The sequence below is a fragment of the Mesorhizobium sp. M1A.F.Ca.IN.020.04.1.1 genome (assembly GCF_003997315.1).
GTDB lineage: Bacteria > Pseudomonadota > Alphaproteobacteria > Rhizobiales > Rhizobiaceae > Mesorhizobium.
Genome location: NZ_RZSN01000164.1, coordinates 1 through 12,839, shown reverse-complemented (window position 1 = coordinate 12,839; position 12,839 = coordinate 1). Strand labels below are relative to the sequence as shown.

The 12,839-nt window shown below is 63.7% G+C and carries 8 protein-coding genes and 1 pseudogene; 6 read left to right on the top strand and 3 right to left on the bottom strand.

The window, feature by feature from the left end; all coding sequences use genetic code 11:
• Window positions 1–752, top strand: a pseudogene (locus tag EOA49_RS34010) (IS630 family transposase); the annotation flags it as partial.
• 54 nt (window positions 753–806) lie between these two features.
• On the opposite strand, the gene EOA49_RS25355 reads toward EOA49_RS34010, so the two are convergent.
• Genes EOA49_RS25355 through tssI form a run of 3 tightly spaced genes read right to left on the bottom strand, consistent with a single transcriptional unit; the run spans window position 807 to window position 3,907 of the window.
• Window positions 807–1,142, bottom strand: coding sequence for a hypothetical protein (locus tag EOA49_RS25355; RefSeq protein ID WP_095825717.1), 336 nt, complete (start codon window positions 1,140–1,142; stop codon window positions 807–809).
• A complete protein-coding gene (locus EOA49_RS25350; protein WP_095825718.1) occupies window positions 1,142–1,567 on the bottom strand; it encodes a DUF6484 domain-containing protein in 426 nt (141 codons plus the stop codon). The genes EOA49_RS25355 and EOA49_RS25350 overlap by 1 nt, the downstream gene beginning before the upstream one ends.
• Before the next feature lie 12 nt (window positions 1,568–1,579).
• Window positions 1,580–3,907 (bottom strand): type VI secretion system tip protein TssI/VgrG, encoded by a 2,328-nt coding sequence (gene tssI / locus EOA49_RS25345; protein WP_127240056.1) that lies wholly within the window; start codon window positions 3,905–3,907, stop codon window positions 1,580–1,582.
• A 308-nt stretch (window positions 3,908–4,215) separates the two neighbouring features.
• Between tssI and tagH the strand changes: the two genes are divergently transcribed.
• From tagH to EOA49_RS25320, 5 genes are all read left to right on the top strand, one after another.
• Window positions 4,216–5,298: a type VI secretion system-associated FHA domain protein TagH gene (gene tagH, locus EOA49_RS25340; protein ID WP_127240055.1), complete on the top strand. Its 1,083-nt coding sequence runs from the start codon at window positions 4,216–4,218 to the stop codon at window positions 5,296–5,298.
• 526 nt (window positions 5,299–5,824) lie between these two features.
• A complete protein-coding gene (gene tssL, locus EOA49_RS25335) occupies window positions 5,825–7,123 on the top strand; it encodes a type VI secretion system protein TssL, long form (RefSeq protein WP_348626894.1) in 1,299 nt (432 codons plus the stop codon).
• Window positions 7,124–7,148: 25 nt separating this feature from the next.
• Window positions 7,149–10,679, top strand: coding sequence for a type VI secretion system membrane subunit TssM (gene tssM / locus EOA49_RS25330; RefSeq protein WP_206519878.1), 3,531 nt, complete (start codon window positions 7,149–7,151; stop codon window positions 10,677–10,679).
• A 153-nt stretch (window positions 10,680–10,832) separates the two neighbouring features.
• Entirely contained in the window at window positions 10,833–11,597 is a 765-nt protein-coding gene (locus EOA49_RS25325; protein ID WP_127240052.1) for a protein phosphatase 2C domain-containing protein, read from the top strand.
• A gap of 5 nt (window positions 11,598–11,602) precedes the next feature.
• Window positions 11,603–12,839, top strand: a 1,237-nt coding sequence (locus EOA49_RS25320) for a serine/threonine-protein kinase (RefSeq protein WP_164749279.1), incomplete at its 3' end; no start/stop codon positions are given.

Genomic DNA, 12,839 nt, shown 5'->3' with positions numbered 1-12,839 from the left:
TTCCTGCTTGGTTGTGTGGCCGAGAAGGACGACATCACCATGCCGGAGCTTGCCGCCCAACTGGTTATTGCTGCAGGCATCCAGGTCGCTCCCGCCTCGATCTCACGTTGGCTCATCAGGAACGGCTACCGCTTCAAAAAAAACGCTGCTGGCCAGCGAGCAAGATCGACCCGACATCAGCAAGGCGCGCCAGGAGTGGCGGGCCAAACGCCAGCCGCGGATGCGGCTTGAGCCACATCGGCTGGTGTTTATCGACGAGACCGGAACCACGACGAAGATGACGCGCTTGCGCGGTCGCTGCCTGAAGGGTCGGCGGTTGCGCTCAAAGGCACCGTTTGGACATTGGAAGACGCAGACCTTCATCGCCGGGCTGCGCTGCCATGGGCTTACCGCCCCTTTCGTCGTCGACGCGCCGATGAACCGGCGCATCTTCGAGACCTACGTCGAAAACGCAGCTCGCTCCGACGTTGGCAAGGGGCGATGTCGTCATCCTTGACAACCTCGCCGCCCACAAGAGTCCAGCCGCCGAGGCAGCCATCAGGGCAAGAGGCGCATGGCTGCTCTTCCTGCCGCCCTACAGTCCGGATCTCAACCCGATCGAAATGGCCTTCGCCAAGCTCAAGGCGCATCTGCGCGCAAAGGCCATCAGAACCATCGACGCCCTGTGGCAGGCCATCGGCGATATCTGCAATCTGTTCTCCCCAACAGAATGCAGAAACTACTTCACTGCCGCAGGCTATGGACTCACATGAAAATCCGCCGCTCTAGCTTAAGTGAATACGCGCCGAAATAGGCCGCCGAGTTGGCTATTCTCTATTGGCGACGAGCCATGCGCGAACTCTGGCGGCGTCAAGATCAGCGATCCTCGGCGGATTGGACACAGACAACATGCGAACTACAAACAATTCTCCCAGTTCGGGGTATTCATCGTAACGCTCCTTCGCAATTTCGCTGCCAATTTCGCCTGCTTCCCTTAATCCATCAAGATGCGCCTCCAGTCTCTCTATCAGACGGCCAAGGCGCACGTCATCCATGTCAGGATTTTCGGCAGGGTGGAGTAGATGGTAGTCGTAAACGGTCCATAAGAATGCCGCCATCTCGGCATGCTGACGGACAATTTCGCGAAGAACTGGCGCGGGCATCAATTCAAATTGACCGAGCCGCCGCGGATACGGTTTGCCGCGCTGGCGTGGCTTGTCAAATACGTACCCCGTATTGTGATGTGGCCATCCTTCTCCATGACGATGGTCGCCTTGCCGCAGCGAAGCTCGATACGCTCGTTGGCGCTAATTCGGATTCGATCACCGTCTCGAATCACCGTCGAAGTATCCGACTTGGGAACGGAATCAATGATGCGCCCCACGATAAGCGGTCGACCGGGATCTCCGTCTTGAAACAGCAGAGCTACCTCTGCGCCAATCATTTCCGAAGTGAGTTCTGCAAGGCTACGCGCGGGAACAGCCGTCTCTCGCAGGTTGCCCGGAAAGACGACCAAGGGGGCATTCTCGCCGAAGCCCAGGAATATACCGATCACAACTCCGTCGATCCGTTCGGCCGTCCGTGTCATTTTTTAACGCCCTCAATTCTGCTTTATTTCCGAACCTTTCATCGTGATATCGCTAGAAGCCTTCACGTTGATCTTACCCGATCCTTTGACCGTGATATCCTTGCCTTCGATCGTGATCGTGCCGTCCTTCTTCATGCCGATTGCAGCTGATCCGCACTTGATGACGATTGAGTCTCCCGCGTCGATCACCAAATCTTTCCCAACTCTGATAGCACCGTCTTCGTTAATCTCGACCACGCTGCCCTTGCCAATCTTCAGTGCGCGTGCGCCAGCCACTTGCGTAGCATCGTCTTCTGCAATTTTGGCGCTGCGGCCCTTGCCGATTTCAGTAGTCTGACCGCCTCCAATTTTGAAACTCTGATCGGCGCCGACATTGACGCTTTGCCCGGTTCCGATGTTCCAGCTATCAGCCGCTCCAATATCGTGGCTCTGCCCAGTTCCTACCGTCACGCTCCGCGACGCGCCGATCGTGTTCGTCTGCGAAGCGCCCACGGTCCTCGCTTCAGCCGCCCCAACTGTATCCACACGCGCGGCACCCACCGTCACCGTCTGCACCAGCCCAACCGTCTGCGAGTGGTTGGCGTCGATATTCTCCGTCGAATTCGCAACAATGTGGATGGTCTCATTCGCATGGACCGTCAGCGAGCGGTTCGCCCCCACCGTTTCGGTGTCGTTCGACCCGATATTCGTCGTCTGGTCGACGCCGATCTTGACCGTCTTGTTGTTGCCGACGTCCTCGTCGAGGTTGTGGCCGACGGAGTGCTTGGCGTCGTGGTCGATGCGGTCGGACTGGTCGTGCTGGACCAGCTTGTTGCGGTCGTGCTTGATCAGCAGATGGTGGTCTTTCTGCGCCTGGAAATTGACCAGCTCGGAGCCCGCCTTGTCCTCGAACATCAGCTCGTTGTAACCGCCGCCGCCTTTCGAGGAGTTCGACTTCCAGCCCGACTGCGTCGCATTGCCCGGCAGCCCGTAGGGCGGCATCTGCGAGGCGTTGTAGACCCGGCCGGTGATGATCGGCAGGTCCGGGTCGCCTTCGATGAAGTCGACGATCACCTCTTGGCCGATGCGCGGGATCTGGATAAAGCCCCAGCCGCTGCCGGCCCAGGTTTGCGACACCCGCACGAAGCAGGAAGAGTTCTGGTCCTTCTTGCCGAGGCGGTCCCAGTGGAACTGCACCTTCACGCGCGCATATTTGTCGGTGAAGATTTCCTCGCCCGAGGGGCCCACCACCGTCGCTGTCTGTGGGCCGCGCATGATCGGCCGCGGGGTGATGCGCGGCGGCCGGTAGGGCAATGTGGCGGGCGCCACGCCGAGCACCACCTTGAAATTCTCGCTATGGGCCTCGTTCTGGGTCCGGTAGCCCGGATCGAACAGCCGGTACTCGGCGCTGATCACCAGATAGTCCTGGTTCTGGTCGTCGCGCGGAAAGCTTTCCAGCTTGAACTTGCAGCCAGAGAAGAGGCCGCGCACGGTGCCCACCGCCGTGCTGCGCTGGTGCACGGCCTGAAGCTCCTCGCGGCGAATTCCCGCAATCGTGTCGCCTCGCCCGACATCGAGATGCGCTCCGGGCTGGCGGTAGTTCTCGCCCGCGGCCTCCTTGTGGCTGAACGGCTGGGCGGACTTCGCCATCAAATCCGCGCCGGGCTTCTCGAAATCAAAGTCGGTGTGGGCATAGGCCCCCGGCCGCACCGCGCTGGCTGGAATCCATTCGGTGATGTACTCGACGTCGCGCCGCGAGCCCTGGCCCTCGAAATTGTAGAGCACCTTCTCGTAGCCGGGTGCCGGCTTCAGCTTGCTCATCGCGTCGCAGAGCACCAGGGTATGCTTGCCCTCGTCATGCTCGAAGAAATAGAAGATGCCCTCGTGCTCGAGCAGCCGCTGCACGAAATCCAGATCGCTTTCGTCATACTGGACGCAATATTCGCGCTGGGGATAAGACCCCTGCAGCCGCTTCTCGAATTTCGCGATGCCGTATTTCGAGAAGATTTTCTCGACGATCTCGACCGCCGTCATATTTTGAAAGATGCGGCAATCGGTGGTGTTGCCGAGGAACCAGAGCCATGGCCTGACCATCGCCTCATAAAAGCCGAGCCTGTCCTCGATGCGGATGAGCTTGAATTCCGACACAAGGCCGCTGAACCAGCGTTTCGGATCGGATTCGCCCTCGACCGAAACGACGCCGCCCAGCATCTTCAGCGGATCGACGTCGTGGCTCTTGGAGACGAAGCCGACCGTATAGGCGAAACAACGGCTGATCTCGTCGCGCCCGACGAGATGGGTGAAGGTCAGCACATCGCCGCCAACGGGCGTCTGCACAACCGTGGCGCGTTCGTTCGGCATGGGTCGTGCCCCTCCTGGACGCGGCCGCCAGTATGATGGATTGAAGCCCCCGCTATGTTAACCGCATCACGTTCGGGAACTTTTCGCACCCACCGCACCGGACCGTTTTCAGCCTAGCACATGTTTGGTGGCGGCCAAATAACAGCTGTGGCTAAACCCGCCAAGCGCCGGTGTGAAACGCTCCTCTCCCGCCGCGCTCGCAAGCTGCTAGAATGCCAGAGCAATTCTCGGAACATCGCATAGCGATTTTCCGTTCGGAGTTGCGTGAAGAATAAGCATTTGTTGACCAAGTTCGGCGACGCTTCCGGATGTTCATCTCGCTCCAGATCAGCAATGTCGACAGGCTGCCATCCGGCGCCGCCGCGAGCTACGCCGCCCGCGACCGCAGTTTCGAGATCGGGCGCGAGAATTGCGACTGGACGCTTTCGGATCCGGACAAGATCATCTCGGGCCGGCATTGCGAAGTCCGCTTCCAGGCGGGCGGCTTCTGGCTTTACGACATCTCGCGCAACGGCACTTTCGTCAACGGCTCCAGCCAGCGCATGGCCGGTCCGCACCGGCTGGCGCATGGCGATCGGATGCTGATCGGCCGCTATGTCGTTGCGGTATCAATTGACGAGGAAGGCGCCGCCGCCGGCCAACCGCGAACCCGGCCCGCGTCGACGCAACGCGAACTGCCGCCATCGACGGGCAGACCGCTGGAGCTCGGCAAAGAGCCCTTCTTCAGTCGGACGGAACAGCGGCCCGGGACGGGAGCGGCATCGACATCTTCGGCGCTGCGGCCGCCCCCAGCGCCGGCAAAGCCGGGTAGCCAGCCGGCGGGAACCGATATGCTGCTGCAGGATATCGCGAAGGCGGCCGGCATTTCGCCCGACCTGCTTCAATCGCGCGATCCGCATGAGGTGGCCGCCGAGATCGGCAGCGTGCTCAGAATCACGGTCGAGCAACTGTCGCTGCTGCTCAAGGCGCGCGCGGCGGCCAAGGTGCTGGCCAAGAGCGCCAACCGCACGATGATCGGCGCCGAGAACAACAACCCGCTGAAATTCGTTCCGGGCACCGACGACATACTGGAGATCATGTTCGCCAAACGCCGGACCGGCTATCTCGACGCCGCGCACAGCGTCGAGGACGCCTTCCGGGACCTCAAGACGCACGAATTGGCCACTTACGCCGCCATGCAGGCGGCGCTTTCCAGACTGCTCGACGACCTGTCGCCGGAGGCCATCGCCAGGAAGCTGCCGCCGGCCTCCTTCTCATCCAAGAAGAGCCAGGCGTGGGATGCCCTCGTCGCCACCTGGCGGACGATGGAGGAGAAGCATGAAAACGGCATGCTCGACGTCTTCCTGGCCTATTTCAGCGAAGCCTACGCCAAGGCCAGCAAGCAGAAGTAGTAGACCGGGGCTATGTGACGGGTCTCACAGAAGAAAGCGCTGCTTCGAGCATCCTGCTTTCCGATTTCAATCAGCTGCCTGTACGGTTAGGATAACGTACGGAAGCTTGCCTGGCGGGCAAAGCGGCGTGGCTTGGGGCGTGTGCAGCAATGTCATGTTTCGGCGAGATGAGCCTTTCCATCCGGGCCGCCCCCAAAGCTCGGCATGAAAAGCCGGGAGCCGACCTCATTTCCCGGCAAGGAAATGTTCGCCGCGCCACGACGGTGGATCGCCGATGAGTTCGAAGGACGATCCCTCCCGGCCGGCGGACAAGACCGTCATCCGAGCGCCACGGCCAAGACAACGCTCGCCCGCGGCTCCCGCGAGTTCTTCTTCGGCTGGCGCTGAGCCCGCTGCGACACCCGCCAGGGAACCGACGGTTTTCGACCCCGGCGTCGGCCGGCGGATGCCGACAGGCTGGTCCTCAGGAACCGTGGTCGTTCAAAACCCGGCCCCCGGGGCTGCCGCTGCAGCGGCGGCACCCGCATTGCAACAGGAAATCCTGCTCAGCGCCGCGGATGGCGTGAAATACGCCGCGGCAAATCCAGTCCTCGCTGCGGCGGCGCCCTTGCTGGTGCTGTTCAGCCAGTTGCGGCTGATGCTGGTCGAGCGGCAGGCGGCCCCTTTGGCAGAGCACGTCGCCGAAGCGATCGAGACATTCGAGCGGGAGATGGCGAAAGCCGGCATCGCCGAGGAAGACGCGCGGATTGCTAAATTTGCTCTTTGCGAGACCGCCGACGATCTGGTCGGCAACCTGCCCTGGCCGAAGGACGAGGGCTGGATCGGGCACAGCCTGGTGGCGCGGTTCTTCCACACAAAGCCCACCGGGGGAGCCGGTTTCTACGAGGCGCTGAACAATATCCTGGCCCGGCCGGAGGGTCATCACGACCTCCTCGAACTGATGCATGCCTGCCTGTCGCTCGGGTTCGAGGGCCAGTATCGTGGGAGGGTCGGCGAACGGGACGCGCTCGAACGCGTCCGGCGCGACGTCTACGACACGATCCGCTATTTTCAACCGCGCGCCGGGGACGACATCTCGCCCCATTGGCAAGGCATGGCGGCGGCGCTGTCAAAGCCCCGGGCGCGGTTGCCGCTATGGGCGGTCGCGGCCGCCGCGGCGACGCTGGTGACGGCGGCCTTCTTCGGGCTACGGATCCTGATCACCGACGAGGGCGACGCAACAGCCAGCGAATTGCTGGCGCTCAATCCCTCAACGCCGGTCACCATCGAGCGCGCGAGCGTCGCTCCGGTTGCCGAGCCGGCTGTAGCCGCTCCGCCGGAAGCCACCCCGTCGCCGCCTGCCGTTCCCACCGTCACCCAGATCGACGTTCCCACCATCACCCAGATCGACCGCATCCGCGCCGCGCTCGCCAACGAAATCGCCGGCGGCGGGCTGACGGTCGGCACGAAGGGCAACTTCATCGTGGTCGAAATCAGCAACCAGCTCTTGTTCGCGCCCGGGCAAGCCGAACTGAAGCCGGAGTTCCAGCCCATTGCGGCGGACATCGCCACGGCTCTCAATGCCGAGCCCGGACCGATATGGATCGTCGGCCACACCGACAATGTGAAGCCGAAGAAGTCGAGCCAGTTCAAATCGAACTTCGATCTTTCCGTCGCGCGCGCCAAAGCCGTACAGGCGATGGTGGCGAACGAGCTCAAGGACCCGTCGCGGGTCGCGGTGGACGGCAAGGGCGAGGACGAACCGATCGCCGACAATGCGACGGCGGACGGCCGCGCCAAAAACCGCCGCGTCGACGTGATGATCCCGAAGGAGGAGACGTTGTGAGCGCGCGCGGCGGGGAGCGGCACTGATGCGCTGGGTGCTGCGGCTGTTCAGCCTGCTCGCGCTTGCCGGCTTCTCGGCTGCGGTCTGGTATGCCGGGCCGCTGATCCGGTATGCCGATACACGTCCGCTCGGACCGGTCTGGCTCCGGACAACGATCATCGGCGTGGCCGTCGCGCTGCTCGCAATCTTCTACGGCATCCGCTTCTGGCAAGCGCGCAAGGCGCAGAAGGCGATTGAGACCGGCATCGTTCGCAGCGGCAACCGCAACGACGATTCAGGCGTGCTCGAAGCGCGTATGAGCGAGGCCATCGCGACCCTGAAGCAGTCGAGCGGCAGGCGCAACTTCCTCTATGAGATCCCCTGGTACATCATCATCGGCCCGCCGGGCGCCGGCAAGACGACGGCGCTGGTCAATTCGGGGCTGAAATTTCCGCTTGCCCGCTCCGGCAATGCCCAGCCGCTGGCCGGGGTCGGCGGCACGCGGTCCTGCGACTGGTGGTTCACCGAGGATGCCGTGCTGATCGATACGGCCGGCCGCTACACGACGCAGGATTCGGATGCCGAGCGCGACAAGGCGAGCTGGCTCGGCTTCCTTGGACTGCTCAAGAAGTACCGCACCCGGCAGCCGATCAACGGCGTGATCCTCGCCATCAGCGTCGCCGATCTGATCGGCTTCGACGACCAGCAGCTCGATGCGCATGTCACCGAGATACGAAGCCGGCTGCGGGAGTTGCACGAGACGCTGAAGATCCAGTTCCCGGTCTACCTGCTCTTCACCAAGGCGGACCTCGTTGCCGGCTTCATGGACTATTTCGGCGATTTCGATGAAGTCCGCCGGCGCAAGGTCTGGGGTGCGACGTTCCAGACCACCGACCGCAACAGGAACATGGTCAGCGAAACCTCGGCCGAGTTCGACGCGCTGGCCAGGCAGCTTGCGGACGAGATCGCCGACCGCCTGCAGGACGAGGCCGATCCGGTGGCGCGCATCGCGATCTTCGGCTTCCCGGCCCAGTTCGCCGCGCTGCGAACCCGCGTCGTGCGGTTCGTCACCAGCCTTTTCGATGCCTCGCGGGCCCAGGTGAATGTCAGCCTGCGCGGCCTCTATTTCTCGTCGGGCACGCAGGAAGGAACACCGATCGACCAAGTGCTGGGCGCGATCGGCCGCAATTTCGGCAGCGCTTCGCAGGCGCATCTTTCCGGTACCGGCAAGAGCTTCTTCCTGCATGATCTTCTGGCGAAGGTGATCTTCCCCGAGGCCGGCTGGGTCTCGTTCGACAGGACAGCGGAGCGGCGCGCCAGGCTCGCCAGATTTGGCAGCCTCGCCGCGATCGCATTGGCGGCTTTTGCAGCGCTCGGCGTGCTGGGCCTCAGCTACTTTGCCAACGAGTCGCTGATCGGCTCCACGAGACAGGCGATGGCGCAGTATCGGGACGGCGCGGATTCGCTGCTCAGGAGCACGACAGTTACCGATGTCGACCTCGAAAACGTCATCGGCCCGCTCGATCAACTGCGCAACCTGCCGGCGGGATATGAGACCGCCGGCCAAACGAAGCCGATCGAGGAGAGTTTCGGGCTCAGCCAGCGGGAGAGGCTTCTGTCGGCGTCCAAATCGGCCTATCGGCAGGCGCTGGAGCGTAGCTTCCGCTCGCGTCTGCTGGTTCAGGCGGAGCGCACGATCCAGGCCAAGATGGCCGACCCGATCGCGCTCTACGAACCGTTGAAGATCTATCTGATGCTGGGCGGCAAGGCGCCCAAGGTCGACGACGAGCTGATCGTCTCCTGGATGAAGCAGGATTGGGAGGAAAACCGCTACCCCGGCGAGAACAACCGCGAAGGCCGCGCGCAGCTCGAAAAGCATCTGCGCGCCATGCTGGCGCTCGACGATGCCTACGACCCGGTGTTCGAGCTCAACCAGCCGCTGGTCGAGGCCGCGCAACGATCGCTCGGACGCATGAGCCTTGCCGACCGCGCGTCGGCGCTGATCAGATCGGCGGTCTATGCGGCAAGGCTCCAGGATTTTTCCGTTGCCGCCAAAGCCGGTCCGGAGGCGCAGCTCCTGTTCGAACGCATGGACGGCGCAGAGCTCGCCGACCTTGGCGTTCCCGGCCTCTACACCAAGGCGGGGTTCAACGGTTTTTACCTGCCGCAGCTCTCGCGCATCGCGCAAATGCTGGTCGATGACCAGTGGGTTCTCGGCGGCGGCGGCGAGCAGGGCGGCATCGATCAGGACCTGCCCAGGCTCGGCCCCGAACTCATCGATCGCTACGGCAAGGAGTTCGCCTCCGCCTGGAACGGCGCGCTCGACCAATTGAAATTCAAGGCGATGCTGAAGGACAAGCCGCAATATATCACGCTCTCGGCCGCCGCCTCGCCGGACTCGCCGCTGGACCGGCTGTTCACGGCCATTGCCGATGAAACCGCCCTGACAAAAGACGGCGCCGCCTTCGCAGGCGACACCGGAACGGCGCAGCAGGACCCGGTCGTTATGGCCAAGGGTCTCGCCCGCATCGGTCTGCAGATCGCCGGCGGCAAGTCGCAGAGCCGCGCCGGGGCAAGCTCGTCCGCCACGCAGAATGCCGGCGCCACCGTCGAGGCGCAGTTCAGGCCGTTCCAAGCGCTGGTGAGCGGCTCCAGCGGTCGCCGCCCGCTCGATGCGCTGACGCAAAACTTCCACGACATCTACCAGAGCGTGAAGCTGGCAGCGGATGTCCCCGCGCAGACGGAGCGCGTCAACGCGAACCTGAAGCTGCAGATTTCGACGATGCGCGCCAATGCCTCGCGCCTGCCCAAGCAGCTCGCGCGCATGGTCGACGCGGCGGCGGACGAGTTCGAAGGCAATGTCGCCGAGACTTCGGTAGCCAACCTCAACCAGATGCTCGACGAGACGGTCACGCGCCCCTGCGAGGAAGCCGTCAACGGCCACTATCCCTTTGCCGGCGACGGCAGCGAGGAAATCTCTCTTGCCGATTTCGCCAAGCTGTTCGCACCGGGCGGCCTGATGGACCGGTTCTTTGCGCAGAACCTGGCGCCGCTGATCGACATGACAGGCCAGGACTGGACCTGGAAGCAGGAGGCCCGCTCCAGCCGCGACCTCGCCAAATCGACCTTGAAGGCGTTCCAGGCGGCGGCGGAAGTCCGCAGCGCCTTCTTCCCCTCCGGCGGTTCGGCGCCGTCGGTCTCGATCACCTTCACGCCCTCCTCTCTGAACAGCGAGGTCGACAGCGCGGTGCTCAACATAGATGGGCAGACGGTGCAAAGCACGCAGGCCGGCAATGCGCCGAGCACGGTGACATGGCCGGGCGGCGGCGCTTCCGGATCCGCGAGCCTCAGCCTGACGCCGGAGATGCCCGGCCGCGAGTCCGCCCTCAAATTCGAAGGGCCATGGGCTCTGAAGCGCCTGCTGGACAAGGCGAGCGTCACCAGCAACGGCGCCGGCGCCGAGGCGCGCTTCGTGATCGGCGGACGCGACGTCGCCTACAAGATGGAGAGCGGCTCTGGCGCCAATCCCTTCCTGCTCCCGGCGCTGTCCGGGTTCAGCTGTCCGAAGGCATTCTGAGATGGCGCCGTCATGGTCGATCGGATCGTTCCCGAGCAGCACCGTCTCCCGCCTTCATTTTGATACTCTAAAGTATGCGCTTGTGGCAAACTGGCCTGGGCACGCGGCCCATCGTTCGTCACAGAGGACGCTCGCGAAGCGCTTGGTGGCAAATTGAGCACTGTCGCCCTTTCCATTGAGAGTTTCGGCGTCAGCCACAAAGGCTGTGTGCGCGACCACAACGAAGACAACTATCTGGTCGAGCAACAAGCCGGCCTTTGGGTGGTGGCCGACGGAATGGGCGGCCATGAGGCCGGCGAGGTCGCTTCGGCCAGCATCGTCGACCACCTGGCGACGATCGGCATTGCGAGCTCGGCGCCGGACCTTCGCGCCCGTTTCGAGGACCGGCTGAGCCGCGCCAATGCCGAGATCCGCAACATATCGCGTTCGCGCGGCATCACCATCGGCTCCACCTTCGCCGCCCTGCTCGCCATGGAGGGGCGGTTCGCGGGCCTGTGGGCCGGCGACAGCCGCATCTATCTGGTACGCGGCGGCGCCATCTCGCAGATTTCCAGGGATCATACCGAAGTCCAGGAGCTGCTAGACCGGGGCATGATCAGCGCCGAGGAAGCGCTCACCTGGCCGCGCCGCAATGTGATCACCCACGCCGTCGGGGTCAGCGACGAACTCGAGATCGATTTTCAGCAAGGCGAGCTGATGCCGGGGGATATCTTCGTATTGAGCACCGACGGGCTCACCGCGCATGTCAGCGACGCGGAGATCGAAGCGGCGGTGAAGTCCGCGCCGCCGCAAGCCGCGTGCGAGAAGCTGCTGAAGACGGTGCTGGCGCGCGGCGGAACGGACAATGTCACCATCGTGCTGGTCAGGATCGGCGACGGACGCAACGGACCGCTCGATGCGGATCGGTCCAGGGGCTGAGACAGATGAGCGACGACGACAGGACGCGGATTTCGCCGAACCTCGCAAATACCGGCGTCGGCACGCAGCTCAGCGGCATCTACGAGCTCGACGAGCGCATCGCATCCGGCGGCATGGGCGAAGTCTATCGCGGCCACAATATCCAGACCGGCGACCATGTCGCGATCAAGATCGTGCTGCCCGAGTTCGCGCGCGACCAAACCATTCTGTCGCTGTTCCGCAAGGAAGCCTCGATCCTCAACCATTTGTCGCATGACGCGGTGGTGCGATACCACGTCTTCACCATCGATCCGGGGATCGGCCGCCCCTACCTGGCGATGGAGTTCGTCGACGGCCAGTCGCTGTTCGATGTCATGCGGCGCGGCCCGATGGCGCCACCGGACGTGCGTCGGCTTTGCCATCGCCTCGCCTCGGGCCTGAGCGCCGTCCATCAGGCCGGCGCGGTCCACCGCGACCTTTCGCCCGACAACATTATCCTGCCGGGCGGCCGGGTCGAGCGAGCCAAGATCATCGACTTCGGCATCGCGCGCTCGGCGAATGTCGGCGGCGAGACGCTGATCGGCGGCAAATTCGCCGGCAAATACAATTACGTCTCTCCCGAACAGCTCGGCCTTTATGGCGGGGAGGTCAGCGAGCAATCCGATATCTACAGTCTCGGCCTGGTGCTGGCGGCCGCGCTGCGCGGGAAGCCGCTCGACATGAGCGGCTCGCAATACGAGGTCATCGAGAAGCGCCGCACCGTGCCGGACTTGTCGGACATCGATCCCGATTTCCGCGAACTCATCGAAGCGATGTTGCAGCCGGATCCTCAAGACCGGCCCGCCAGCATGGCCGAGATCGCCAGGGCAACGCGTGACGACGATCTCGACGCGACCTTGCCGCCGCCCGGATCGTTTGCTCCGCGGGAACGATCCGGCTTGCCGCGCGCCGGCTGGACGGCCTTGCCAAACACCAGTCCCCCGGCTTCTGCTGTTCCCGACGAACCGCGTTTCGTTCCGCATGTGCGGCCTGCGCACCTGTCGCAACCGAGGCCGGCGCCGGCGGCGGCTCCGGCCAGTGCGTCAAGCCGACCTGCGGAGCGAAAGCCCTCGCGGATCCCGGCCATAACGGGCGGCGTCGCGGTTCTGGCAGTCCTGGCGGCGGCCGGCGTCTATTTCAGCGGCGCGTTGGTCACTCCGCCCGCCGTCGAAAAGCCTGGGCCCCTTACGCCGAAGCCGGCGGCAAAACCCGTCGCGGAAGCAC